This window comes from Wolbachia endosymbiont of Cantharis cryptica (assembly GCF_964277405.1).
Taxonomy (GTDB): domain Bacteria; phylum Pseudomonadota; class Alphaproteobacteria; order Rickettsiales; family Anaplasmataceae; genus Wolbachia.
In genome coordinates, this window is record NZ_OZ195521.1 from 864338 (window position 1) to 890588 (window position 26251).

At 34.8% G+C, this 26251-nt stretch carries 27 protein-coding genes and 2 tRNA genes; 13 read left to right on the forward strand and 16 right to left on the reverse strand.

All coding sequences use genetic code 11. The features are described 5' to 3' along the window. Nucleotides 1-52 precede the first annotated feature (52 nt). Entirely contained in the window at nucleotides 53-565 is a 513-nt protein-coding gene (gene coaD / locus ACICP6_RS04225; protein ID WP_395462731.1) for a pantetheine-phosphate adenylyltransferase, read from the reverse strand. Between the two features lie 81 nt (nucleotides 566-646). Here coaD and ACICP6_RS04230 point away from each other — a divergent pair. The 4 genes from ACICP6_RS04230 to dxr all read left to right on the forward strand — a co-directional run bounded on the left by ACICP6_RS04230 (nucleotide 647) and on the right by dxr (nucleotide 4231). Further along, nucleotides 647-719 (forward strand) — tRNA-Phe (locus ACICP6_RS04230). Nucleotides 720-808: 89 nt separating this feature from the next. Continuing rightward, nucleotides 809-1846 carry a gamma-glutamyl-gamma-aminobutyrate hydrolase family protein gene (locus ACICP6_RS04235; protein WP_395462732.1) on the forward strand — a complete coding sequence of 346 codons (1038 nt, stop codon included), beginning with the start codon at nucleotides 809-811 and terminating at the stop codon, nucleotides 1844-1846. Nucleotides 1847-2490: 644 nt separating this feature from the next. Continuing rightward, on the forward strand, nucleotides 2491-3000 hold the full coding sequence (locus tag ACICP6_RS04240) for a hypothetical protein (RefSeq protein WP_395462733.1): 510 nt from the start codon (nucleotides 2491-2493) through the stop codon (nucleotides 2998-3000). Nucleotides 3001-3070: 70 nt separating this feature from the next. After that, nucleotides 3071-4231 (forward strand): 1-deoxy-D-xylulose-5-phosphate reductoisomerase, encoded by a 1161-nt coding sequence (gene dxr / locus ACICP6_RS04245; protein WP_395462734.1) that lies wholly within the window; start codon nucleotides 3071-3073, stop codon nucleotides 4229-4231. A 15-nt stretch (nucleotides 4232-4246) separates the two neighbouring features. On the opposite strand, the gene pstB is transcribed toward dxr, so the two are convergent. The 5 genes from pstB to ACICP6_RS04270 all read right to left on the reverse strand — a co-directional run bounded on the left by pstB (nucleotide 4247) and on the right by ACICP6_RS04270 (nucleotide 8608). After that, on the reverse strand, nucleotides 4247-5005 hold the full coding sequence (gene pstB, locus ACICP6_RS04250; protein ID WP_395462735.1) for a phosphate ABC transporter ATP-binding protein PstB: 759 nt from the start codon (nucleotides 5003-5005) through the stop codon (nucleotides 4247-4249). After that, the gene (gene dapB, locus ACICP6_RS04255) at nucleotides 5002-5796 is read right to left on the reverse strand and encodes a 4-hydroxy-tetrahydrodipicolinate reductase (protein WP_395462736.1); all 795 of its coding nucleotides are present in this window, start codon (nucleotides 5794-5796) and stop codon (nucleotides 5002-5004) included. The genes pstB and dapB overlap by 4 nt, the downstream gene beginning before the upstream one ends. Before the next feature lie 292 nt (nucleotides 5797-6088). Next, complete coding sequence (locus ACICP6_RS04260) at nucleotides 6089-6430, reverse strand: helix-turn-helix domain-containing protein (protein ID WP_395463655.1); 342 nt, start codon at nucleotides 6428-6430, stop codon at nucleotides 6089-6091. Nucleotides 6431-6442: 12 nt separating this feature from the next. Beyond that, nucleotides 6443-8134 carry a recombinase family protein gene (locus ACICP6_RS04265; RefSeq protein WP_395462683.1) on the reverse strand — a complete coding sequence of 564 codons (1692 nt, stop codon included), beginning with the start codon at nucleotides 8132-8134 and terminating at the stop codon, nucleotides 6443-6445. A 33-nt stretch (nucleotides 8135-8167) separates the two neighbouring features. Beyond that, the gene (locus ACICP6_RS04270) at nucleotides 8168-8608 is read right to left on the reverse strand and encodes a hypothetical protein (protein ID WP_395462737.1); all 441 of its coding nucleotides are present in this window, start codon (nucleotides 8606-8608) and stop codon (nucleotides 8168-8170) included. 332 nt (nucleotides 8609-8940) lie between these two features. Between ACICP6_RS04270 and ACICP6_RS04275 the strand changes: the two genes are divergently transcribed. From ACICP6_RS04275 to ACICP6_RS04290, 4 genes are all read left to right on the forward strand, one after another. Further along, a complete protein-coding gene (locus ACICP6_RS04275; protein ID WP_395462738.1) occupies nucleotides 8941-9240 on the forward strand; it encodes a TrbC/VirB2 family protein in 300 nt (99 codons plus the stop codon). Between the two features lie 133 nt (nucleotides 9241-9373). Further along, nucleotides 9374-9688: a TrbC/VirB2 family protein gene (locus ACICP6_RS04280; protein WP_395462739.1), complete on the forward strand. Its 315-nt coding sequence runs from the start codon at nucleotides 9374-9376 to the stop codon at nucleotides 9686-9688. 164 nt (nucleotides 9689-9852) lie between these two features. Further along, on the forward strand, nucleotides 9853-10188 hold the full coding sequence (locus tag ACICP6_RS04285; protein WP_395462740.1) for a TrbC/VirB2 family protein: 336 nt from the start codon (nucleotides 9853-9855) through the stop codon (nucleotides 10186-10188). Between the two features lie 108 nt (nucleotides 10189-10296). After that, entirely contained in the window at nucleotides 10297-10632 is a 336-nt protein-coding gene (locus tag ACICP6_RS04290; protein ID WP_395462741.1) for a TrbC/VirB2 family protein, read from the forward strand. Between the two features lie 75 nt (nucleotides 10633-10707). Here the strand turns inward: ACICP6_RS04290 and ACICP6_RS04295 are convergent, their stop codons facing one another. The 3 genes from ACICP6_RS04295 to ACICP6_RS04305 form a co-directional block, all read right to left on the reverse strand. Continuing rightward, complete coding sequence (locus ACICP6_RS04295; RefSeq protein WP_395462742.1) at nucleotides 10708-11559, reverse strand: ParB/RepB/Spo0J family partition protein; 852 nt, start codon at nucleotides 11557-11559, stop codon at nucleotides 10708-10710. Then, nucleotides 11556-12398, reverse strand: coding sequence for a ParA family protein (locus ACICP6_RS04300; RefSeq protein ID WP_395462743.1), 843 nt, complete (start codon nucleotides 12396-12398; stop codon nucleotides 11556-11558). The genes ACICP6_RS04295 and ACICP6_RS04300 overlap by 4 nt, the downstream gene beginning before the upstream one ends. A 90-nt stretch (nucleotides 12399-12488) precedes the next feature. After that, nucleotides 12489-14969 (reverse strand): response regulator, encoded by a 2481-nt coding sequence (locus ACICP6_RS04305; RefSeq protein ID WP_395462744.1) that lies wholly within the window; start codon nucleotides 14967-14969, stop codon nucleotides 12489-12491. 115 nt (nucleotides 14970-15084) lie between these two features. Between ACICP6_RS04305 and hemF the strand changes: the two genes are divergently transcribed. Then, on the forward strand, nucleotides 15085-15909 hold the full coding sequence (hemF, locus tag ACICP6_RS04310) for an oxygen-dependent coproporphyrinogen oxidase (RefSeq protein ID WP_395462745.1): 825 nt from the start codon (nucleotides 15085-15087) through the stop codon (nucleotides 15907-15909). A 106-nt stretch (nucleotides 15910-16015) separates the two neighbouring features. Continuing rightward, nucleotides 16016-16090 (forward strand) — tRNA-Glu (locus ACICP6_RS04315). A 362-nt stretch (nucleotides 16091-16452) separates the two neighbouring features. On the opposite strand, the gene ACICP6_RS04320 is transcribed toward ACICP6_RS04315, so the two are convergent. Next, the gene (locus ACICP6_RS04320; RefSeq protein ID WP_395462746.1) at nucleotides 16453-17976 is read right to left on the reverse strand and encodes a recombinase family protein; all 1524 of its coding nucleotides are present in this window, start codon (nucleotides 17974-17976) and stop codon (nucleotides 16453-16455) included. Between the two features lie 109 nt (nucleotides 17977-18085). Between ACICP6_RS04320 and ACICP6_RS04325 the strand changes: the two genes are divergently transcribed. Next, complete coding sequence (locus ACICP6_RS04325; protein WP_395462747.1) at nucleotides 18086-18223, forward strand: hypothetical protein; 138 nt, start codon at nucleotides 18086-18088, stop codon at nucleotides 18221-18223. Between the two features lie 101 nt (nucleotides 18224-18324). On the opposite strand, the gene ACICP6_RS04330 is transcribed toward ACICP6_RS04325, so the two are convergent. From ACICP6_RS04330 to ACICP6_RS04340, 3 genes are all read right to left on the reverse strand, one after another. Next, nucleotides 18325-18765: a DUF2924 domain-containing protein gene (locus ACICP6_RS04330; RefSeq protein WP_395462748.1), complete on the reverse strand. Its 441-nt coding sequence runs from the start codon at nucleotides 18763-18765 to the stop codon at nucleotides 18325-18327. 158 nt (nucleotides 18766-18923) lie between these two features. Further along, nucleotides 18924-19750, reverse strand: a protein-coding gene (locus tag ACICP6_RS04335) for an IS5 family transposase (protein ID WP_395462622.1) whose coding sequence is annotated in 2 segments (ribosomal slippage) — nucleotides 18924-19363 and nucleotides 19363-19750 — 828 coding nt in all. Because the reading frame shifts where the segments join, the coding sequence is not laid out codon by codon here. Next, nucleotides 19747-20475 (reverse strand): ankyrin repeat domain-containing protein, encoded by a 729-nt coding sequence (locus ACICP6_RS04340; RefSeq protein ID WP_395462749.1) that lies wholly within the window; start codon nucleotides 20473-20475, stop codon nucleotides 19747-19749. The genes ACICP6_RS04335 and ACICP6_RS04340 overlap by 4 nt, the downstream gene beginning before the upstream one ends. Between ACICP6_RS04340 and ACICP6_RS04345 the strand changes: the two genes are divergently transcribed. Next, nucleotides 20437-21226 (forward strand): IS5 family transposase gene (locus ACICP6_RS04345; protein WP_395462624.1). Its coding sequence is split into 2 segments (ribosomal slippage): nucleotides 20437-20697 and nucleotides 20699-21226, totalling 789 coding nucleotides; the frame shifts between segments, so codons are not numbered across the junction. The two genes, ACICP6_RS04340 and ACICP6_RS04345, sit on opposite strands and share 39 nt — an antisense overlap. 384 nt (nucleotides 21227-21610) lie before the next feature. Here ACICP6_RS04345 and ACICP6_RS04350 read toward each other — a convergent pair. Continuing rightward, on the reverse strand, nucleotides 21611-23518 hold the full coding sequence (locus ACICP6_RS04350) for a hypothetical protein (RefSeq protein WP_395462750.1): 1908 nt from the start codon (nucleotides 23516-23518) through the stop codon (nucleotides 21611-21613). A gap of 136 nt (nucleotides 23519-23654) precedes the next feature. Between ACICP6_RS04350 and ACICP6_RS04355 the strand changes: the two genes are divergently transcribed. Continuing rightward, entirely contained in the window at nucleotides 23655-24998 is a 1344-nt protein-coding gene (locus ACICP6_RS04355; protein ID WP_395462751.1) for a phosphomannomutase/phosphoglucomutase, read from the forward strand. Between the two features lie 605 nt (nucleotides 24999-25603). On the opposite strand, the gene ACICP6_RS04360 is transcribed toward ACICP6_RS04355, so the two are convergent. Next, a complete protein-coding gene (locus ACICP6_RS04360) occupies nucleotides 25604-25879 on the reverse strand; it encodes a helix-turn-helix domain-containing protein (RefSeq protein WP_395462752.1) in 276 nt (91 codons plus the stop codon). 25 nt (nucleotides 25880-25904) lie between these two features. Next, nucleotides 25905-26105: a 50S ribosomal protein L33 gene (gene rpmG, locus ACICP6_RS04365; protein ID WP_395462753.1), complete on the reverse strand. Its 201-nt coding sequence runs from the start codon at nucleotides 26103-26105 to the stop codon at nucleotides 25905-25907. Nucleotides 26106-26251 lie beyond the last annotated feature (146 nt).

Below are 26251 nucleotides of genomic sequence, written 5' to 3' on the forward strand. Positions count from 1 at the left end.
TTTATAATATTTTATGTATTAAATATACATGTTTGGGAATAGAAAATAAACATTATTTTTCACTTCTTACTATATTCATATTCAGACTAATCAACTCTTTCTGAACGCCTTCTGGCACAAATTTGCTAACACTTTCTCCTAATCTTGCTATTTCTTTTACAAAACTTGATGAGATAAATTGAGTATCCTCAGAGGCAGGAAGAAATATGGTTTCAATTTCAGGGAGAAGTTTATAATTTACCCAACTCATTTGAAACTCATAATCAAAATCTGATACTGCTCTTAACCCTCTAATAATAACAGAAGCATTTTGCTCTTTGGCAAACTTCATTAACAACCCATTAAAAGATACAACATCTGCACCAATTCCTAATCTTTTAATTTCATTTTCAGCCATGCTTGTGCGTAGCTTTGCGTCAAAGGTAGCATGCTTACTCACATTTCCTGCAACACCGATTATTAGTTTATCAACTAGCTTACATGCTCTTTTTATTATGTCAATATGCCCAAAGGTTATAGGGTCAAATGTGCCAGGGTAAATTCCTATTCTGTGATTAATGTTCATCCTTTATTTTTATATAAGTTACTTTAAAAACTTTTGATAGACATAGTAACATTTTTTATCTAAAAATGAAAGCATGTGGTTGGCCTGATAGCTCAGTTGGTAGAGCAAAGGACTGAAAATCCTTGTGTCGCTGGTTCGATTCCTGCTCAGGCCACTTTCTCTCTTTTTTACCAAATTAACTTTTTGTTGCAAAATGCTACATTATATATTATAATATTAATATAACTATTAAGATAGTAAATCATGTTACGTCAATATTATAATAAAATGTTTAACCTCTTATTAATTGTGGTTCTATTATTTAGCAGCATTACTTATGCTGGTGCTAGTGAAAAACCAGTATTCCAGCATGTAACCAAAAAAGAAGAACCAGCGTCGGCTGTTTTGGCAGGGAATGCAGACATAATTGTTGGTTTATTGAAAACAGAAGAAGAAACATATCCATATGAGCTTGGGTTGTCTCAGACTATATATGAGATGTTCAATAATTTTGGAATTAAAGCTATATTAATTGACTATAATAAAATAATTAGCCTTAAAAAAATTCAAGCAGAATCACTTGAGCTTGCAAAACAAGACGAAATACTGGCAAAAAAGCTAACACTAGACCGAATAAAAATTGAGGTTGCACAATTCATTAAAGAGCAGAAAATAAATAGAATATTTATTCCGGGGAATTACTATAATTTACACTCAGAGCCTTTTCCACCCACTCCTTGCCGCCAGCTTGTTACTGAGGCAATTGTAAAAATAGTAGATGATAATCCTGCAATTCATTTGCTTGGAATATGCGGCGGTTTGCAAGGTATTATGAATGCAAAAGGAATTGAAATAGTGCGCGTGGCAAATCTTGTAAGCGATGAAGAACAGCAAAGGTCCCATTTAAAATCTGCACCCAATCCACAACAAGAAGGTGTGCCTCTCCAGCGGATAAAGATTGTTCCAAATAGTCGTCTAGCAGAAGTAGTAGCTAAATTTTTATCACCTGATGAAAATGGCTGGTTTTCAACGTGTTTTCCAGATGCACATTCAGGAGCAGTAAGTAATACACCGGAAAATAGAAGAAAATTAGAGTTGCTTGGGTACAAAATTGTAGCATTTTCTAACGATGGAATAATAGAAGCAATTGAAGATAAACATGGTAATATTTACTTTCAAAGTCACCCGGAAGCCCTTGTTGTGAAATCGGATAAAAACCTATATTTATCAAATCACAAGGCACGTCAGGTTTCAACACTGGTTGCCATAGCAATTATAAATGATTTTCTCTATCGTGCTTAATGGGCGTTATAAACGCTTTGGTTAATAACCGATGTTTAGTTATATCAGTTATTAGACTTCTTGCATAACCTAAAAAAAGGCAAAAGGAATCCCGGTCAACATCTATTTAAAAACATTGGCGTTTTTTTATCTTTTAAACGTTTAATAACCGCGACTTAGCTGCTTTTTAACGCAACTAATCTTGAGCTATAAATGTCTAAAAAATTTTCTAAGCAGAAAAAAAGGCAAAAAAGTCCCGTGTTAGATAGTACTTACTCTCTAATCCTGCAAACTGGCGTTCTCTACTGTCTTAAACGCTTTATAAGCCCGTTTCAGCTTGTATAGGTAGAAACCTAAAAATGTTGTGAAGACATAGGGTGCACATAGTGCAAAAAATCGAATATAAGACGCCAATTATAATACTTTTTTGTCGTTTTAATCTGCACAGATTGAAGCTAAATGAATAACTCCACTAGCATGATAAGAGGACTGGCGAGGTTTGTCAAGTAAGTTTTTGCATTCAATTTTTCTGTTTATGGCTTAATGCCACTTGGGTAACACCTGGAAGCGTGTTGTTACTCAAATAACGGTTATGCAAGAGATCTATTGATATTTCTCGATATTTGTGGTAAACTATAGTAGTTCAAGGTTTAGAATAAAAATTTATGATAGGAGCTCAAGGTCCAAACATTGCAGAAGTGCAGGCACACGAAGATTACAAAAAAGCTGCTGGTGAAAAAAGCGGTTTTGGTCTTGGTCATGGTGACTCTGTTTCAACAATTGTAGATGGAGCGAGGTGGTGGTTCAGCCTTCTTGAAAAAGTAATTAATGCTTATCCCGACATACTTGGCAGTTTGTTCGATGGCAGTAGTTTAGACAAGATATTTGGAAAACCAGGTAATATGTTTGGCTTACCAATTCTTGAAGACATTGAAGAATTTTTTTCAGGTGGAGGTGGGGAAGGTGTGCCACCGGAAGGAATGGATAAGGCTCATGAAGGACCTCTCCCAGAGGATTATCATCATACCAGCAATAAAATGGCTGATGATTTGGATGGTTTGGGTAGCATGCATTATGAAGGTAATCACCCTCCTGGTGGACCTGTTTCACCTGGTTTTTCACCATCTGTTGGCGATGATCATCACCCTGATCATCGCCCTGAGCTTGGTGGTTAGAAACTGCTTGTAAACAGTTGAGAAGGGGCGCTTTTCCTTAACTTATTATAATTAACATGAGTTCGTTTTAGTGAAAAAGGTTTCAGTTTTAGGATCGACAGGAAGTATCGGAAAAAAGACTGTAGATTTGCTATCAAAGAGAAAAGAAGAATACCAAGTGGAAGCACTCAGCACCCATTCGAATTTTGCTCTACTGGCATACCAAGCAAAACTGCTGAATGCAAGATATGTTGCTATCTCTGATGAAAGGTTTTACAAAGATTTGAAAGAAAATTTATTCGGTACAAATGTCAAAATAGAAGTTGGTGCTACAAATATTGCTGCTATACCTGTTGATCTCTCAGTTGTTGCAATAGTTGGCATTGCAGGCCTTGAGCCAGCTATGCAGGTTATAGAAAGTGGCACCAAAGTCATTGCATTGGCAAACAAAGAAAGCATCGTTTGTGGCGGAAAATTGTTACTTGAGAAAGCTAAAGGGAAAAGCATACAAATTATTCCTATTGACTCTGAGCACAACGCAATTTTTCAAGTTTTGCAAAATAACGATGAATGCGTAGAAAAGATCATACTCACTGCTTCTGGTGGACCATTCCTAAATTATAGTCTTGAGCAATTAAGAAATGTTACGGTAGATCAGGCGCTCAGTCACCCCACTTGGAATATGGGAAAGAAAATCTCAGTCGATAGCGCAACAATGATGAATAAAGCACTAGAAATAATAGAAGCACATAACTTGTTTAACATCAGCCCGAACAAAATTGAAGCAGTAGTGCACCCTGAATCAATAATACATGGAATTGTAGTTTATGAGGATGGTTTCAACTTTGCTGTGCTTGCAGAGACTGACATGGCAATTCCCATTTCATATGCTCTGTCTTGGCCAGAAAGGTCAACGTTAAATTATAAATTAGATTTAATAAAGCAAAAAAAACTAACCTTTCAAGAGCCGGACCACAAGCGCTTTCCTGCACTAAAGCTTGGCATTGAAGTGTTAAATTCTTCTTCTCCACACACAAATAGTATTGTGCTCAATGCTGCAAATGAAATAGCTGTTAATGAATTTTTGAAATCACAAATCAACTTTTTAGAGATAGTAGAGGTAGTGAAATCAACAATAGAAAGTTTTGATAGTTATACCGATATTAACTCACTATCTGATATAATAAATATTGACTGTGAAAGCCGTGCTATTGCTAACGAAATTGTTGAAAGTAAAGTACTTGTTGTCTAACTAGACAGTAGGATCTTAATGGTCCAGAATATACTCCTTCGTTAAGGGGGATTGAGCATCTTCGAATATTTCTTGAGCACTTCCAGATTCAACAATCTTGCCATTATGAAAGAAAATTACACTATCAGATAATTTTTTAGCTTGTTTCATTGAATGAGTCACCATAATTATAGTAAATCTTAATTTCAGCTCTTGTATAAGATTTTCGATTGCGTTGGTTGCCATTGGATCAAGAGCAGAGCACGGTTCATCCATTAACAAAATAGTTGGCTTCACTGCAATTGCGCGAGCAATGCATAACCTTTGTTGTTGGCCACCAGACAAATCCAATGCGCTATCTTGCAACCTGTCTTTTAACTCCTCCCATAAACCAACCTTGGTTAAACTATTCTCTACTATTTCGTCCAATTTTTGCTTATTCTTTACCATGCTATGCAATTTTGGCCCATAAGCGACATTATCATATATTGATTTTGGAAAAGGATTTGGCTTTTGAAATACCATGCCAACTTTTGCTCTGAGTAGCACAACATCTATATTGCGTGAATATATATCACCCAGTCCATCAATATCTAGTTTACCAGCAACTTTACATCCGGGTACATAATCATTCATACGATTGAAACAACGCAAAAACGTTGATTTACCGCACCCGGATGGTCCGATAAAAGTAGTAACTTTTTTTTTATAAATATCCAAACTTATATCGAATAAAACTTGCTTAGAACCATACCAGAGATTTAGATTTTTAACAGAGGTGTATGTATCACTCATATCACGTCCTGCATTGAATAGAGTCCTGGAGTTTCTCTTTTGTTTTCGTATAGCCATATTGCTGCTTGAACAGCTCCTTTAGCAAATATTGTGCGGTCAATTGCTTTGTGATTTAATTCTATCCGTTCATCAGAATTGATAAACATTACGCTATGATCCCCTATCACTCCACCTCCACGAGATACTGCAAAACCTATTCTTCCCTTTTCTCTTATATTTGAACCATTATGTAAATATTGATTGAGTTGAAAATCCACTTTTGAAGCGTTAGCAATTGCTTTGCCAAGCTCTATAGCTGTCCCAGATGGTGAATCCTTTTTTAAGTTATGATGCATTTCCCAAATTTCAACGTCATATTCATTACCTAAAAGCTCAGCAGCTTTTTTTACCAATTTCAGCAACACATTAACCCCAACACTCATATTTGCTGACCATAATATTGGAACTTCAGCAGCATACTCTTTTAAATCGACACCTTCTATTCCAGTTGTGCCACTAACCAGTGGTTTTTTTAATTTCACAGCCGCTTTAAGGCAGTCTAACATACATTCCTTAGTTGTAAAATCTATTACAACGTCAGATAACTCAAATACGTCACTAATAGAATTTGTAACCTTAATTCCTAGATTAGAACTGCAACCTATAATTGGTCCAATATCTAAATCTATGTGCTCATTGCCTAAACGAGCAACAGCACCTGCTATTTCTACTTTGGTATTTATAATTAATTCATTGAGTATTTTCTTGCCCATTCTGCCTAAGCAGCCTATTACTCCAATTCTGATTTTCATAAAGCTTTTTTTGTTATATTAGGCCTTTTTTTAAGCTCTGTCATCCTTATAAGCTATAGCTTAGATCTCTATCTACAAGCTAAGTCAAACATATCTGTATTTTTATCTAGTTATATTCGATTATATCCGAAAATATCCTATTAGTACAGCATAAACGCAGAGGAGCACACTAAAGAATAGACTCCTCGCACAACAAACTTTTGGCAGCGCGTTGAGAAACGACTTGACAAACTCCGCCAGCCCTCTTATCATGGTACTGAAGCTATTTATTTGACTATGCATGTTGATACTCCTATAAAAAATTTATATTGTTGAATTTGCCATTTTTAAAATCCATCAGAATTTTAATAGTTTCTGGTTTATCCTCAAATAAATATTTGCCCTTGGCTTTACTATCATCTTTTCGCATTTTAATTTTGCCACTATTAATTCTATGGTAGAGCCAATTCCTAGAAACTTTGAGGATCTTTGCAACTTGTGTAACAGTAAGGTAGCCAGGTGCAAGAAGATATGGTTGATGTCTTTTTCGAAAAATATTATTTTTTAATCGAATACTTTCGACTGTACTTCTTAAAACAACATTTTTCTTTGGAGAGCGATATCCTTGTTTTTCTAAGTACTTGGCAATTTCTATATCTGATTTACCCTACTTACTTAATTTTATTATAAGCTGTTCCATTTCTGTTGCTGTGGTTAATTCATAAAAGGATTTTACTGGAGTAGGAACATGAAAAGTAGTAGTTTCTCCACCATGCCATACAATACGTATTTGTAAGCAATCGCGTTTGATTCGGTGTGCTACTACCTTATCAATTATGCAACGAAGAAAGGATTTTTGCTGTTGACTTGACAGAACTGACTTATTCCAAATTTCAGGCAATTTCTTACCTATATCTAAAAATACTGTTTTCAGTTCTTCAGATAACTGAGGAGCAGGTTTGCTTGGACATTGACGTTCAAAAGTAATTTCCGCTTGCTTGAGTTCATTTAATGCTTGTTCCCAACGTCTTTCAAGTTCTGCAGCTACAAGACGATTATCAGGATCAACTTGATTAAATTGTCGTTCTGCCAACTTAGCTTGGTAGCTCAGACGTTCTAATTGTTGCAAATGTACTTTATTAAGCGCTTGTTCAGATTGTGACTGTGAATCAATAGCATTAGTATAAGCATCTAATTCGATTTGACTAAGTGCTGCAAAAAATTTAGAAACCACTGCACAATCGATAATATCAGTTAGTAAACGCTGACATACAGGTTCATGATATTTTCGTTGCAGGTAATTACACATATAATAGTTTCTTTCTTTATATCGCATTGTCATTTTGTATCCACATTCTCCACAATAGATTATTCCCTGCAATAATGCTTCTCCTGATCTAGCTATACCACGCGTGCTATTATATTTATACTTTGCATAATTGTCTTTTAGTATCATCTGAATTTTTATAAAGCTTTCCCAATCTATATAAGCTGGATATTTATCTTTTATTAAAACTTTCCATTCTTCCATTGGTATGCGTTTTGTTGTTTTTTCAGCAGAGAATATTTTATGACTTCTAGTACGACCATAAACAAATGCTCCAGCATAAGCTGGATTTTTAAGTATCGAGAGAATTTTTCCACGTGTTGGTTTTTTCCATTGCAGCTCTTTAAATGTGTCATATCTAGGAATAGTAAGTTGATGGTCATTAAAATGCTTTAGAATTTTTGATGCTGCTCGTTTCTCTAGAAAAGTCTCAAAAATAAGCTTAATACGATGCTGAACTTCAAGATTAGGATCCTTATGTACTGAGTCGTCTAGGTAACGAACAAGGCCAACTGGAAGAGACAAGGCTAAATCACCTCGTGCTGCTTTATTCAATAATCCAGCATTTAGTCGAGCTCTTATAGTAGATAATTCCATTTCAGCAAGTTGCCCTTTTAGACCCAGTAACAACCGACCATTAATGCTACCAGGATCATAGATACCATCCCGATCAGCTATTAAACACTGTTTATAGCCACATATATCCAGTAACGGATACCAATCAGAGCAATTCCGTGATAAACGGGTTACATCATAAGAGAGTATGATTCCTACTTTTCCTAAAGTGACTTTAGTAACAAGTTCTTTAAATCCTTCACGCTTTTCAACACTAGCACCAGTTATACCAAGATCAGTGTCAATTATAATAATACTATCAGCTTTCCAGCCAAGATCAATTGCCCTTTGTTTCAGCGCATACTGCAACTCTAGACTTTCTTGATTGCTTAATATTTGATGATGTGTTGATTGTCTGATGTAAATTATTGCTTCGCGTGCTAAATGTTGTGCTGTGATTAGCTCTGATGTACTCATGGATAACCTCTTTGGATACTAATAATATATTTTCTAAAACTTCTGACTTAAAACGTTGCAGCATTTTCTGCCACACTTGACATGGTTTACATGGCATAATTTATACTCCTTTGCTATAGAAACAAACTCGTATAATGAAGTCCATGTTAACTTGCTGGTGAGAAAATCTTGCTTACTAGCTAAGTTAGTAGAAAAAAATGGAATATGTAGAGTGATGTTATCACGATAAATAACAGATACATTACCACCTTTGTAGGCTGTTGAACTGAAAGATGATACGGGAAAAGTTTTGCCAAACAGTGGATGTGTTGGATCTGTAACTGTAATTTCTTTGGCTACTTGATTGTTGAAGGGGGTATTAAGGTGATTGATCGTTGCACTCGGTGCATTTACTGCTGTGTTTTTTGGTGCTCCTGCAGTTGTAAAAGCGATAAAACCAGATACAATGAAATGCGAAAGCGGTAATGTGGTCAAACCTCCAAAGCAATCAAACTATAGTGTTATCTAAAATGAATGATAAATTTCCATATTCTCGGTATAGTCTATCCTGCTTCATCTATATATAAAATACTGAAGTTGTCTATTTTTGAGATTTTATCGATGAATTGCTGCCTATCTTCTTGATTGCGCTCTTGATACAACGTGACTTTTTTTTAAGGTTATTTTTAGCTGCTTTAACCTATACCAAAAGGTACTACAAGCCTCAAAAAAAAAGTTTTAGGTAAATGATATTTCTAGTATTATTTACTAAAATTTAATAAATTCGAAGGAAAATCTGGCATAAAATAAAAATTATTGGAGACATAATGAAAAAATTTCTTCTATTGATGGCTTTAATTCTCTCTTTTGCATTTGATGCAAAAGCTGCGGGCAACACTTCTCCACCAAAGGATGAAACATCAACAGTAATATGCAAAATAATAGACTATACTCACAGTTTAGGTGGACCGATGATCACGATAGTGATAATAGGTGCAGCATTACTCGCGATATTTGGCAGAATGCCATGGCCAGCGCTTTTTGCACTGGGTGCATTTACTGCTGTGTTTTTCGGAGCCCCTGCAGTCGTAAAGGCAATAAAACCAGATGCAATAGTATGTAAGTAGAGCGTACTAGCTTCCTGTAAATGAAAGATACTACAAGTCTCAAAAAAAGTTTTGGGTAAATGATGCTTCTTGTATCATTTACTTAAATTTAATCAAAGTGAAGTAGCATGAAATAAAAATTATTGGAGGCGTAATGAAAAAACTCTTTCTACTTGTGGCGTTAATTCTCTCCTTTGCGTTTGATGCAAATACAAATACTACTGGTGGTAGTAGTGGTAGTGATACTGATGAGACATCAACAGTAATATGTAACATAATAAACTATACTCACAAATTAGGTGGTCCGATGATTACGATAGTAATAATAGGTGCAGCATTGCTTGCAATATTTGGCAGAATGCCTTGGCCGGCGCTTTTTGCACTCGGTGCATTTACTGCCGTGTTTTTCGGAGCTCCTGCAGTTGTAACAGCAATAGCACCCACTACAGTAAAAGCATGCTCCACCTAGTAGGAGCGTACTAGCCTTCTGTTAAAGTATGGATAGTTCTACAAATTAAAGGTACTACAAGTCTCAAAAAAAGTTTTAGGTAAATGATGCTTCTTGTATCATTTACTTAAATTTAATCAATGTGATAGATAATCTGGTGTGAAATAGAAATGATTGGAGGCGTAATGAAAACATTTCTTCTGCTTATAGCTTTAATTCTCTCTTTTGCATTTGATGCAAAAGCTGATGATACAACCGAAGGCGTGATATGCAGCATAGTAAAATACACTCACAATTTGGGTGGCCCGATGATTACGATAGTGATAATAGGTGCAGCATTGCTTGCAATATTTGGCAGAATGCCATGGCCAGCCCTCTTTGCACTCGGTGCATTTACTGCTGTGTTTTTTGGTGCTCCTGCAGTCGTTTCAAAAATAGCACCAGGCGGTTTGACTTGTAAGGATGGTATAGCTACTTGCTCTAATGGCCCACCTGATCCAACGACAGGTAAATGTCCATAGGTATTACAAGCTTCAAAAAAAAAGTTTTAGGTAAATGGTGCTTCTTGTATCATTTACCTAAACTTAATCAAAGTGAAGTAGCATAAAACAAAAATTATTGGAGGCGTAGTGAAAAATTTTCTTCTACTTGTGGCTTTAATTCTCTCCTTTGCGTTTGATGCAAATGCTGATGCAACATCAGTAGTAATATGCAAAATAATAAACTATACTCATAGCCTAGGTGGGCCGATGATTACAATAGTGATAATAGGTGCAGCATTGCTTGCAATATTTGGCAGAATGCCATGGCCAGCGCTTTTTGCACTCGGTGCATTTACTGCTGTGTTTTTTGGTGCTCCTGCAGTTGTAAAGGCGATAACAGGAAAAGAGACGACTTGCACCGAAGCAGGATGTGTTGCTAATAGTGGAAAATGGGATCAACAAACAAAAACGTGTACACAATAGACCTAAAGTTTCAAAAAAACATTAGGTAAATGGTGCTTTTTAAAAAGCACCATTATTTCAGATAAGCTGTGCCATCTACGCCTCAAGTTTTCTATTTAGAATTTTTAATATTAAATCTAATTCATTTGGGTTGTTATACCGTATCATAACTTTACCCTTAGAATTATTGTCTTTAATTTTGATCTTTAAACCAAGTTGAGAAGATATAGCACCTTCTAGTGCTGCCATGTCTTGATTTTTAGTATATTTTTGTTCTTTTTGGTTGTTACTTTGATGTAAGTCTTTTATTAATTTTTCGGTTTGTCTAACGCTCAAGCCTTGAGAAACTATTTTTTCTGCGATATTTTCTGCATTTTCAACATTAATCAATGCCCTTGCATGGCCCATAGACAATTTTTTTTCATTGATCATCATTTTTACACTATAGGGAAGTGACAACATTCTGATCATATTAGTTATGTGACTACGGCTTTTGCCTACAGCTAAGGCTAGTTCCTCATGTGTGTAAGAGAACTCATCTATCAGTTTTTTATATGCTTCACCTTCTTCTATTGGATTAATATCTTGCCTCTGTATATTTTCAATAATGGATACTTCTAAGCATTCCTTGTCACTCAAATCTTTTATAATAACCGGTGCACTATCGAGATTCGCAATCTTGCTTGCTCGCCAACGACGTTCTCCAGCTATTATCTCATAGCCATCTTTATTTGAATCTTTACGCACTACGATAGGTTGTATAATGCCATTTTTCTCTATCGAACTTGCAAGTTCCTTCAATGATTCTTCATCAAAGTATTTTCTTGGCTGGAATTTGCTTGAGTGCAGTAATGAAATGGGCAAATACTCTTGCCGATCTTCTTTATTATCATAGTTATCGCCTATGAGACCAGCAAGACCTCTACCTAGGCGTCTATCATCCTTCATACCACGCCCTCGCTCACTAGCTTCTTCTCTTTACAGCTACTTGCGTGTTTTTTTAAAATTTCCTTTGCCAAACTTATGTATGCTTGTGCACCAGGGCATTTGAGATCATACACAATAGCAGGTTTCCCATGAGAAGGCGCTTCTGATAACCTTACATTACGTGGAATAATAGTCTCATATAATGGAATAATAGTTTTATATACCTTATCATTTAGATACTGACAAATATCATTTTTAATCTGCTCGCTAAGTTTATTACGCCTGTCGTACATCGTTAATACTATCCCTTCTATTGCCAGAGAAGGATTGAGATTATTTCTTTTTATCAGTTCCACAGTTTTGACTAGGTGACTTAATCCCTCAAGAGCAAAAAATTCGCACTGAAGAGGAACAATAATAGAATCAGCAGCGGTCAAGGCATTGATGGTAAGCAAGCCAAGTGATGGAGGACAATCAATGATTATATAATCATAATTATCACTTATTTTTTCTAATGCGCTTTTTAGCACAAATTTTCCTCGTTCAAGTTGTGATAATTCAATTTCTGCAGCTGATAAATCAACTACTGACGAAATTAGTGATAAATTTGGAATTTCCTTTATATTGAAAATTGCTGATCCTATCAGCTTATTTTCGCTACTTAGTAATATTTTATATATATTTTTTTCTTCTCTACTACGATAAGAAATTCCCAGTCCGGTGCTGGCATTTCCTTGAGGATCAAGATCTACTAATAAAGTATTTTTTCCTACAGCAGCAAAGGCCGTCGATAAATTTATACTGGTTGTGGTTTTGCCAACTCCACCCTTTTGATTTACTATTGCAATAACCTTGCTCACGCCTTTTATCTTATGTATAGAATAACTCTATTGTATATACGCCGGAAATTTTTGCATTAGAAAATTTTTTTGTTGCCAATTGTACTAAAGTTAAACTGCTTTTTTTGCTTTATGTAGTACGCTTTGAACTTTGTTTCCTAATTCATTTAGAGTGAATGGTTTTGGTAAAAAGTGAAAATCTTCTATATTAATGTTGTCGTTCTTCAAAAACGCATCTTCCGCATATCCAGAAATAAAAATAACATCGATATCTGGCCTGTGAATTAGAGCTTCTTTGACTATCTCTGGACCACTAACTTCTGGCATTATTACATCAGTGATTATTAGATCTATGTGTTGACTTTTTTTACTTATGACTTCTAATGCCTTGCTGCCCATGCTAGCTTCTATTACATCAAATCCTTTTCTTTGTAATGCTTTAGTAGTGAATTCCCTTACCGAATCTTCATCTTCAATTAATAAAATTGTACCATTGCCTTGAACTTCATCTACTACTAGTTTTTCTATTTCTTCACTATCTTCCTCTCTATTACTTTCATCTGATATGTAAACCATAGGCAAAAATATGCTAAATTTAGTTCCACGATTTACTTTACTAGCAACATAGATATACCCTTCAGTTTGTTTTATAATGCCATATACAGTAGAGAGACCAAGACCTGTACCTGAGGTAATATCTTTAGTAGAAAAGAATGGATCAAATACCTTTTCAATTGTATTACTCGTCATTCCACATCCTATATCAATTACTTCAATCACAACATAATTTCCATGTTCAATCGATTCCTTGTCCGGAGAAAACATATTCTTAGGTGTAGAATTTAACGAATCAATCTTTTGATTAAAGGTGCGTATGGTTAATTCTCCGCCCTTTTCCATAGCAGCGCTAGCATTGATTACTAAGTTAATAATAACTTGCTCTAATTGTCCTTGGTCAGCCCTAACCATACCTAAATCTCTACCATAATAAGTAGTGAATTTTATATTCTCGCCTATTAATCTTTTTATCATTTCATAAAGATTAGCTATCGTACTGTTTACATCAATAATTTTTGGTTGCATGGTCTGCCTTCTTGAAAAAGCAAGCAATTGCTTAACTAAATTTGATCCACGTTTTGCATTTTGCTGTATTTGTATTATATCTCCAAAAGATGGATCACCAGCTGAATGTTGGAGCAAAAGCAGATCACAAAATCCTATTATCCCGGTTAGTATATTGTTGAAATCATGTGCAATACCACCTGCCAGTTGTCCTATGGCTTGCATTTTTTGATAATGTTCAAGCTTTATCTCTAGATTTTTATGCTCAGTATTATCAACAAAATAGCAAAGTATGAACATCATTCGATTATGAAGAAATTTATTGAAATATATTTTCATGTTATTATTGTTGTTGAGCTGCACATCAAAAGATGCGTTATTTATCCTATTACTCGAAAAATATTCACGTATTTTCATATGATAGTCATCTAATATCAGTGTAAAGATTGAATTATTGTCTGACCCTGCAAGTTTTATTAGCGCTGTATTTTTTTTTATAAAGTTGCCATTTACATCACATTGTGCAATAGCGATTGATGAATTTGCAAAGCAAGGGTGCAATTGATAATCAATAACGTTTGATTCAACTGGTGTAATAATGCCATATATATAATTATGATGATGTTTATCACAAAACATAGCAGTGCTCATATAAGCCTTAAATGGAACACTACTTACAGTAAAAAACAAAATTTCATTACCAGTTGCTTCATTGTTATACTTAGATTGAGATACAAAATCATTGATTGAACTGCCTTTTTCAAGTTTTTTCAATTCAAATATGTCTAAAAACCTTTTATTTACAGATAAAATCACCCCTTTAGCATTTGCAATGTAAGTTCCTATATTGTGCTTTTCTATTAATTCTTCGTATACTTGCTCTTTGTTCATCTGTGTTGCTTTTAACACAAAATACCCATGCGGTCTTGCTATTGGTGCTAATGATAAATTTAAAATTCTATTATTATCTATAGCAACTTGGGGATTATCTGGTATTGATTCAAAGAGCAAAAGAAAGTTGAATATCCTATTTTTCTTGCCTAAGGCAATGCGTACCTGTACAGAAGAGTTATTTTTCAGCGCATGATATAATGCTTTTTTGTCTTTTTCTGGAATATCTCCTGCTTCAAGAATCTTGCTTAATGTGACGTCATTATCTATATGATCTTTAAATCTTTCGTAGAACCTTGCATCAGCATAAACAATACCCTCGTCTCTGTGTAAAATAAGACAAAATTCCGTATTATGATTTAGTGCATTTGCAAATATTGCATTTTGAAATTCTATGATATTAAGTAGATATCTATAATGTTTTACATTATATATTATAAAGAGAGTCATTAAAGTGCTAACTAATAAATTAATCTCTATATTAGTATGCTGATCACATATATTAAAAAAGTAGAGTGTTGATATTACTATTGGAGGTAAGAACATAATCACTGCCATAATGACAATTGACATTCCATAATTCCTCAATATAAAGTCAACCCTGTGCTCCTTCTTGCTATCTACGTATCTTTTACTCATTGTGCATACAAAAATGCTTTATTATATTTATTTAATTATTATAGATTTATTAACACCTTTGATGGGTAATTACCATTTAAATTTCTTGAATATCAGGCATTAGCAATAAAATATTATGGAAGAACAGAAAAGACAAGCTTTTGAATGGTTCTGTGTACTAAGAGATAAAATTGTAGAATCTTTCTTGTTAATTGAAGGGCAGTCACCCACAGATCCAAAGATTGAAAAAAGAAAATGGGATCGTTCAGGTGGGGGAGGTGGTGAATCTACAGTTATTTATGGTAACGTTTTTGAAAAAGTGGGAGTAAATGTTTCAAAAGTACATGGAAAATTTGCAGATTCAATTATAAATGAAGTTCCTGGTGCAAATGAAAGCAATGGAGAATTTTGGGCAAGTGGCATATCTTTAGTGTCTCATATGCAATCGCCCCTTATTCCTGCAGCACATATGAACACGAGGCTGATATATACCTCAAAACAATGGTTTGGTGGAGGAATGGACTTTACTCCAATATATAAAAATGAGGAGGATTATAAGTATATTCATGAATCAATCAAAACAACATGTGATGGATTTAGTGCTGAGTATTATCCAAAATTTAAAGAGCAGTGTGACAACTACTTTTTCTTACAACACAGAAAAGAGCCACGTGGCATTGGTGGAATTTTTTATGATAATCTTAATTCTGGTAGCTGGGAAAGTGACTTCAAGTTTACAAAGGCGGTAGGTGAAACCTTTTTGGAAATTTATTTGCATATCATACGTCAACATATGCAAAAGCCTTGGACGAAAGAACAGCGAGAAAGCCAATTGATAAAACGTGGCAGATATGTAGAATTCAATCTGCTATATGATCGTGGTACAAAGTTTGGTTTGATGACTGATGGCAATCCAGATGCAATTATGATGTCAATGCCACCTCTCGTTAAATGGGTATAAATTACTTCTCCTATCATAAGTTGGAATTTCATGAAAACTATTGTGTTATAAAACAATTGAATTGACTTTATGTGCATAATCAATATAACTTAGGTAAATTCACATTGACTCTTTCGTCTAGTGGTTAGGACACCACCCTTTCACGGTGGTAACACGGGTTCAAATCCCGTAAGAGTCACCAGTCGTATTTTACGAACTTCTCTCTATAGTAGTTTTAGTATAGACGAAATCCCCCAAAATAGCCTGTTTTAACCACCTATACGTACTACCTTTTTGTCTAATTATTTGCCCAAAAATTCCTATTTTCTTTCCATAATCTGTTAATTTTCTAATATTTTTCTCAAAAAGGTGGGTACTTTTTTGCAATTTTGAGAAAAGTAAACAAGTCAATAAATGAATTTCTTGTGACGCTAAAGAGGACCTGTTTTCTGCATGAACATGGTTGGTGTATCTAACAATATTAAATATGGGGATTTTAGTCGCTCTTGTTTGGTTGCAGGAAAATCATCTTCAGGTGCCACTTACAAAAATAACTCACACCTTCTATGCAGCTTTTTCTGTCGAACCGTAGAATTTCTCCAACTGCTCACTCCATAATAGCGGTATCTTGGTTTTTTTGAAGTCTATTAATTTTAGATGATCTGGTTGTGTTCCGTTCAATATGTCTTCTTTTATCTTCGGTGCTAGATAATTTAGACGTAAAATGTATTGTACATATTTTTCTCTTAGCTTCTCATGTTTACACAGTTCACCTATAGTCGCAAATTTTCCACTATTCAGTTGATTCTGCCACAATTCTGCTCTCACTAATGCTTTGAGTAAGGTATCATCTGCTTCTTTCTCTTCAGGATTTGTTATCATTGTTCTTCCTCCACGTTTTTTAAATTTTACTGGTATAAAGATTGGTTCTTCATTTTTATTCATGCAGAATTCAATACCATCTTCGTGTACACTTAAGTTCTGCTCTTTCGGATTCAACGGTTCTTCCTTGTCACAATTAAGTGAGTTACTCAGTATCTTTGGCATACATCTCATTACTATTTGTTCTATCTCTCCTGCTGCTATATTACGCTGGCTAGATTTACATTCTATTCCCTGTTGATGATTTCTACAGACATAGTAACAATACTTTCTACCTTGCTTTTTAGTATAAGCTGGTATCATTGATGCTCCACAGCTACAATTTATCATCCCCTTTAGTAAGTGATTTGTTTCTGTTGGACTTTTCCTACCCTCAGGATTTTTTATAGTATCTTGCACTTTTTGCCATTGTTCATCATCAATTATTGCTTCATGCTGCCCTGGATATAGATTTTCTTTATATTTTATACGACCATTGTAGATTGGGTTAGTCAGGATACCATATAAAGTTTTCTTTTTAAATGGCTCTCCTCCAGAAATTTGACCAGATTTCCTTTGACGCTTCTTTGTACAATGTCCTTCCTTATTTAATTTTCTAATCATTTCAGTTACAGACCTTGAGTCTATAAAACTCTCAAAAATATTCTTTACTAACTCTGCTTCTTTTTTGTTCACAGCTAGCTTTTTGTCTTTAACATCAAAACCAAGTGGTGGCAGACCTCCTGTCCATAATCCCTTTTTACGTGATGCTGCTATTTTATCTCTTACTCTTTCCGCTGCTAACTCCCTTTCATATTGCGCAAAGCTCAGTATGATGTTTAGCATTAATCTACCTATAGGGTCTGCTGTATTGAATGATTGTGTAACTGACACAAACGTAACTTTATTTTTATCAAATAAATCCACTATTTCTGCAAAATCAAGTAATGACCTTGATAAGCGATCTATTTTATAAATCACCACACAATCTATTGCGCCTGCTTTGATATCCTCGAATAACTTCTGTAGTCCTGGCCTCTTTAAATTTCCTCCCGAAAATCCTTCATCATCATATCGTTTATCCACTATAACCCATCCCTCTTGTTGTCGGCTTTTTATATAATGTTCTCCAGACATTCTCTGTGCATCTAGACTATTAAATTCTTGTTCAACTTTATCTTCACACGATTTACGTGTATATACTGCACATCTAACTTGTTTTAACATTATTTCACTCTAAAAAAAACTCTATCTTGTTTCTGTAATTTTAGTCACTATTGTAGATTAAAGAGGTTATCATAAGGCTTAGATAAGGCCTGCTGTATTGAATAATTGTGTGACTGATACAAACGTAACTTTATTTTTATCAAATAAATCCACTATTTCTGCAAAATCAGGTAATGAATTTGATAACTTTATAAACCACCACACAATCTATTTCCCCGACTTTGATATCCTCAAATTAGTGCTGTAAATTTTTTCCTGGGCAGGCCTTGCTAACTCTTTATATATTTTTCACATTCTGCTCTTTGTACATCTAAATTCTTGTTCACCTCACAGGTATATATTGCATATCTAATTTGCTTTAACATATGGCACTCCAAAAAAAACTAATCCATTCCATCTTGTTCCTGCAATTTCAGTTGCTATTGCAGATAGCGAAGTATAAAGTAGACCTTTATATGTAAATGATTTTTCCCCTCTTACTGTTACTTTATGAATTTCTCCTTTGTATTCTTTTGTAAGTACTGTTCCTAACGGTAAAACTTTACCACTCCATATCTTCTTCCCTTGCTCCAATTGATTTCGAAGGTAGGTAAGCCTTTTTTTTCCTTCATCTGACATGCCACCGTAAGCAATTTCCTGTAAACGATACGCTATACGTTTTATTAAGCATTGTTTAGAATATGGTGGTGCGTCAGATTGAAATAACTCCTTCCATATTTTCCTCAGCTCCTCTAACGGTTTTCTCTCTAATGACAATATGTCCCTTTCTATTCCTTTATTTTTTTCCATATCTCTCTCTTGAAATTTCAGCTACAGCCCTTTCTAGATTTCTCATAGAAAAGGCTGCAAACATCTAAAGAAGATGCCTTCATCTGCTCACCGCATCAAATGCTTTCTTTTTCTCTAACCTTTTTTCCACTTTAAATTCATTAGACTTCTTTCAAAATTCACGTAAGGAGCTCAAAATTGTGGATAGCAGCAATCAAATTAAATCTTAAACCAAAACGTTTTCGTCGGTTTCTATATCTATCGGAAATGATTTTAAACCTTTTTAATAAGCCAATTACGTTTTCAACAATTGCCCTTTGGCTCATAAGTGTTCTGTTCTCTTTTTTTTGTTCTTTGCTTAACGGATTCTTTTTCGTTTTCCTGTGAGGTAATACAACATTTTTATGTATTTTTTGCATTCCTCTGTAGCCGGCATCAGCTAAGATTTTAGTTTCCGGCAATATTGCTACCTTTGATTCCCTAAATATCCGAAAATCGTGTTTCCTACCTTTCGAGAAAGATGTACATATTACTTTTTTACTCTTCTTCTCTGCTACTACTTGCGTTTTTATAGTATGCCTTTTTTTCTTTCCAGAGTAGAAGCATTTTTGCTTTTTTTTGGCCTCTCTACTGGTGTTTCAGTTCCATCTATTACCAAAACTTCATATTCTACATTACCCTTTAATAGCTCTTTTTTTCCCGGTAATGAAAAATCTGGATGTTTTATTAGCGTGTCTTCTACCCATCTTATTATTTTGAAACAGTTACTTTCACTCATGCCATAACTTTGACCAATGTGGAAATACGTTCGATATTCCCTCATATATTCTAATGCCATAAGCAACCTATCTTCTACGCAAAGTTTGCTTTTTCTTCCACTTCTAGCTTTTTTTCTTTTATCCTCCTCATCCAAAATTTCCACCATTCGCTTAAATGTTCCCTTTTTTTCCCCTGTTAAGCGCCTAAATTTCTTTCCTTCCAACTTTTCTATTTCTTTATATCTCATACCTTAAAATATCTGATTTTATACTTCTTTTCCCTTGTTTGCCAATTTTGAAAGAAGTCTATTATCACACCAACTGTTTGCTTCGATATATCCTTTATTTTTTCTAACTCTTTCGATTTATTTATCACTTTTCCTCCATATTTCTTTAATACTTCGGTTATCCTCTCATTATTCCTTGCGCGATACATTGGACTCATTCCCCTGTCACATAGCGCATTAACATCTGCCCCTGCTTTTATTAGCTCTTCTATTATTCCTACTTCTATCTTTCCTTCTCCACCTATACATACTAGGTGTAATGGGATGTATCCTTTATCGTTTCTCGCGTTTACATTTCCTCCAGCTTCTATAATTGCTCTCACGTTCCCTATTTCTCTCATAAATGCTGCTTCATGCAACGGGGTTCCTTTTCTATTATCTTCTATATTAACATTTGCCCCTGCTTTTATTAGTTCCCTTACCGTCCTTTCATAACCCATAAAGCTTGCACGGTGTATTGCCGTATATCCTCCACTGTTCCTAGCATTTACTTCTGCTCCGCCTTCTATCAGCGCTTTCACACTCTCTGCCTCCCCATAGAGAGCTGCTTCATGTAATGGTGTGTTTCCGCTATTGTCTCTAAGAACCTGTTTAAAATCTCGAAAGGATAAGGTAAAATAGGGGTAGATTAAGAATGAGGTATATCTATGCGAAAAAGTTATCCAAGTGATATAAGTCGAGAGCAATTTGAAAAAATCAAACCAATTCTGGAGAGTAGCAGGAGGAAAACAAAACCAAGAAAACTTGATTTATATGATGTATTTTGTACAGTATTATACGTCCTAAAAAGTGGTTGCCAGTGGAGGATGTTGCCAAAAGATTTTCCAAGGTGGGAGAGCATATATTATTATTTTCAAATGTGGAATAAAAAGGATGGAGAAGAACCAAGTTTGTTGGAATTAGTCTTAAAAAAAATTAGTTGGAGAGGTCCGTATCAACAATGGTCGGAAAGAGAAAACCAGTTTCTGCATAATTGATGCTCAAAGCGTTAAAAACGCAGATACTGCTGAAAGAAAGGGTTATGATGCAGGTAAAAAGATTTCAGGTATAAAGCGTCATATCGCAGTTGATACACAGGGCTTGCCACATGCAATTCATATAACAACGGCAGAAGCAACTGATCGTAGCAGTGCTGTAAAAATGGTGGGAAATGCTAAAGAAAACCTCTCTGAAGTCAAAAATATACTCGTTGATGCTGGCTATACAGGAGAAAATTTTGCAACACAAATAAAAGTAACTATTGGTGCAGCTGTTGAGGTAATAAAACGAAGCGAATTACATACCTTTGCTGTATTGCCAAAAAGATGGGTTGTTGAGCGGTCTTTTGCTTGGTTGGAAAAATGCAGGCGATTGTGGAAAAACTGTGAGCGAAAACTCAATACTAGCCTACAAATGGTCGTTCTTTCCTTCGTTTCTCTCTTATTGCGAAGATTTTAAACAGGTTCTTAGACTTCTTGCCTAACCTAAAAAAAGGCGAAAGAAGCCCCGTGGTGCGAGTTTTGACCCTATAATACTTTAAACTGGCGCTGTAATAATGTGCTGACGCTTAGTATAAGCGCGATTTGGCTGAATGTAGAAAAAATTTAAAAGACATGCAGCCGCCATAATTTTATGTAATCCGCCAAAAAATACCTTAAGTTTTTTACTGAATTTTGTCATTGAACCCGCGCGGATCAAAAACAAGTTTTGAGTCAGAAATACCCTTGTTATCATGATAAGAGGACTGGCGGGGTTTGTCAAGGAATTTCTTCGTTTCTCAACGCGCTGCCAAAAGTTTGTTATGCAAGAAGTTCAATGTATGTGATTCATAGAGATACCAGATTAAGCTTTACCCCGTGATTTCTCTGGATCATTATTAGCAGAAGTTGAGTTTGGATTTGATAATTTCGTATTTATCTTAGTTGGTTCTAACGGAGTTTTCTGTTCTTCCGGTTTATCATCTGGAATTGGAACAGGCCAATCCATAATGTTTTGTATTGATGTAGCTGCTGTCTCTCTCTCACCTTCCCCCTGCTGCAATATTTTCTGCAATTGCTCTAGAGCCTCTTTGACAGACTTCAACTCCTCTTGCGTATGTGTTAACATCTCTTCCTTTTTCCTAAGCTGACGTTGAAGCTTTTCTATTTCCTCCTGCGTATTTCCTTTACTCAGCCCATCTGCAAGAGATGTTTCACCTATATTAGATTGTTGACTTGCCAATTCTAAAGTCTCTATTTTTTTCCGTAGCTGATTTAATTCTCTAGCTAATTCTTGATTATTTAACCGCTCTTCATTCAATTGACTTATTGCATCAGTCAATTTCTTCTCTTTTTCTGATAAAAGTTTTACTAACTGTTTTTCATGATCACCCTTTAAACCTTCTAACATCTTCTTCACATCATTCTTCAGCCTTGCATTTTCTTCCTTTAGTGCGCTTAACTCAGCTTCACTTCGATCCAATTTTTCCTGTAGTTCTTCATTTGCTCTATTTGTTGACTGAATTTTACTTTCTATATCTTTCAATTGATTATTCAATTCCACTATTTTGGCATTCCTATCCCTTTGACTTTGTTCTAATGCGCTTATCTGTTGTTTTAATTGCTCAATGTCTTGCTCCTTTCCAGCTAATTCTTTTTCCCGTTTTTTCAATTCGTGTTCAAACTCTTTAACTTTTTCTTCCAAAATTTGCTTTTCCTCAATTAATTTGCTTATTTGCATATCACCTTCTTCTACTATTTTTTTATTACGGCTTTCTAACTCTGCATTTTGCTTCTTGAGATACGCGTTTTCTTTCTTCAATTCCTTTATTTTATTTTCTAATTCCTCTCCTTCTTGTTCATTAGCTTCTTTGTCGCTAGATGTACCACCTTCAAACATTTCATCTTCACCACTAAGCTCACTAATACTAGAGAAAGAACTCCTGCGTGAAGAAGGTTTGCCAGGAGAAGAATACCCGCTGCTATTTGGTGTAAGCAATCGCGGTGATGCAAATGGATTTTGTGTAAATGTTTCCTTCTTAGGTATTTGCTGATCGTTCACACTCTTGCCCATGTCAGTAAAAGCTTGATACAAAGTTTTTCCATTGATAAAAACTTCTTCATTTTGCTTAACTAACTTTAATACCTCTTCTGGGTCGGTTATTTCTCCAAATTTTGGCTCATTCACTACTCTTTCAATGCCATTAGAACTCACTGCCACAGTGATGCTACAATCTATGCTGTTGCCTTTAGAATCATTAGCCTGCCAGTTAATAGTCATTTCACACGAACCAGAGCCAGCAAAATCATAGTGCCTTTCGTTGCCGTTTTTCCTGCTTGCAGTTACTTGACTGTCTTTTCCTAGAGATATGTTATAAACCTCATCTTTATTGCTGGCCCTTAAAATGTCACTGATTTTTATTGGTTTTTCTTCATTTTCAAATCTGATATTGAATTCATTGCCTTTTGTTGAATATGCTAAGAAACTTTGATCCGGCAAAAATGGTTCAAATTTTCTATGCGTTTCATTTATTGATTGCTCAAATCCTTGGAAATCTGTTTTCCATCTTGAGTTTATTTGCTCCTTAATGTCTTTATCTTGCAGTAAAGGGCCAATGAAGTACCAGATTAATTTTTCTTCCTCTAGTTTTTTTATAGCTTTCTGGAACCAGTCGCTGGTTTCAATAATGTTCAAAACACCACTTTTTACCGTTTCATTTACATCTAAACTCTGATCCTCGACTACAAATACACTTTCTTTTTCCCCTGACATGGTTTTATATTTCTAGAAATATACTAAAATAGTAATATTTTTAATTTAAAAATTAATTAATTGCAAGAGTAAATAGAGAAGAAACTTGAGTATTTCGTTTACAATGTTATATAGTAGTTACTTCAAGAAGTGTAGCATGGACAATACTATTATAAGAAAATACGATATTAGAGGTGTGGTAGGCAAAGACTTGCAGATCAACGATGGATATGAGATAGGCAGAAAGTTTGGCCAAACCGTAGCTAATGTTTGTATAGGCTATGACAGCAGAATAGATTCACCAAGCATAGAAAAAGAACTAATTAAGGGCTTAATTTTATCCGGGGCAAATGTTATGCGAGTGGGGCTATGCTCTTCACCTATGCTCTACGCTGTAACGCAAATCACACAGGCAGATCTTGGCATTGTAATAACTGCCTCCCATAACCCCAGCGAATATAATGGCTTTAAATTTTTCAGTAGCAAAAAAGTTTATTCAGATCAAGAAACAAAGGAAATTATAAGCAGTCCAATTAAAAACAGTACAAGAACTGGAAGTTTAATTAACATAAATATATATAGTGAGTACATTCGCATATTAAAAAGTGCGGTAAAGAATCACGCTACACAAAAATTAAAAATAGCCTGGGATTGTGGAAATAGCCCAGCAAGTGGAATCATAAGGTATATTGAAAAGATCTTGCCTGGTCATACGCATATCGTAACCAATAACTCTATAGATGGAGCATTTCCACTGCATAATCCAGATCCCATAGAGGAAAAAAATCTCGCTCAATTAATTGACATTGTGAAAGAATATGAATGTGATCTTGGCATTGCGCTGGATGGTGATAGTGATAGGGTGCGCTTGATTGATAATAAGGGCAGTGTTGTTTCCAATGACCATTTATTTATGATTTTTGCACGTGAAGTGTTGGAGGAATATCCAGAAAGCAAAGTTATTGCTAACGTAAAAATGAGTATGAAGGTGCATGATTTTGTTAGCAAGTTAGGAGGGCAAGTTATTACCTGCGCTACTGGACACTCACTAGTTAAGAAAAAGATGGTGGAAGAAGAAGCAAAGTTTGCTGGTGAATTAAGTGGGCATTTTTTCTTCTCTGAGCTAGGTTTTGATGACGGGCTATATTCTGCTGTTAAAGCCGTTGACATTTTACTTAAGAAAAACCAAAGCCTATCGCAGGTGATTGAGGATTTACCAAAGTTATATATCACTCATGAAGTAAAGATTGTAGTTAGAGATGAGAAAAAATTTCAAATCATTGAATCAATAAAGAAAACACTAGAGCAACAAAATATTGCATTTTCAGAGCTTGATGGTATTAAGGTAACCGATAACGATAATAAAGGTTGGTGGCTCCTTAGAGTATCAAACACACAAAACTGCATTACAGCAAGATGCGAAGGAGAGACGTTAGAAGATTTTGAACTTAATAAAAAGGTTTTGTTTTATTACATTGACAAAGCAAGGTCTTTAAATTAGACCTCCTTGCACAACAAACTTTTGGCAGCGCGTTGGAAGAAATTTCTTGACAAACTCCGCCAGTCCTCTTATTATGGTAGTGAAGCTATTTTATTTAACTTCGCAATCTCTGCAGCGGATTAAAATGACAAGAAAACTTGTATTTGGCGTACTATTGTTTAATTTTTTGCACTATGTGCACCGTATGTCTTTAATAAAACTTCTAGGTTTTTACCTACACAAGCTGAAACGCGCTTATAAAGCGTTTAAGACAGTATAGTACGCCAATTTGCAGGATTAGAGAGTAAGCACTATCTAACACGGGATTTCTTTTGCCTTTTTTCTGCTTAGTAAATTTCTTAGCATTTAAGCTAAGGGTCTGTTGCAGTTTAAAAGTCGCTAAATTGCAGCGTTTAAGACTTAAAAAACGCCAATACAGAAAATAGATATTAATCGGGGCTTCTTTTGCCTTTTTTAGGTTATGCAAGAACAAAATCAAATGGAAGAAACGTTCATTCACTAATGTATCCTACATTGCTTGCAGTTGAAATTTTTGTGAATACTACTGGCAACATACACTACAAATTAAAACAAGTAAGGAGCCTTAATTGGTTATTGTATGTATGTTATGTAGATTGAGAATTGTGCTTTATTCTCATGTTGACGTCTTGATCCAATGCAACTAATAGGTTAAGCAAGTATTCTAAGGAGAACCCTTCAATCTTTGACTTATTAATTTGAGATACTTTAGGTTGATCAATCTTTAGAGCAGTTGCTGCTTTTTTCTGTGTCCTATATCTCTTATTTATTAGTTGCGCAACAATCTTTATTAATTTCAGTTTTGTATCTTTTGTATCACCTAACTCTATCATTGTGGGATAACTTAATTGTAAATTTTGCATAATAACAAATTGCCTTATAAAAAAATTACTTTAATTTTTCTTCTTTAAATAATACATGTTTTCTAACTACTGGGTCGTACTTTCTAAACTCTAGTTTTTTAGTAAGTTTTTTTGGATTACGTTTTTTTACATAAAAATAGCCTGTTGATTTTTCTTCACCAGTGCTTGTCATCTTAGTTGCGCTGCTAACTAACTTAACAAGCAAAGAAGCATTTTTTTTTGCCATACTTAATATAATAATATAAATTCTGTGTGAGTTTATTACATGAAGCACTAAAAGTCAATTATTTTGTAACTTTAAAGAATGTAGATTGCAAAATTCTTGACAATCAACTGTACGTTGAGTAACATAAAGTTAATTTCAGAGCGAAA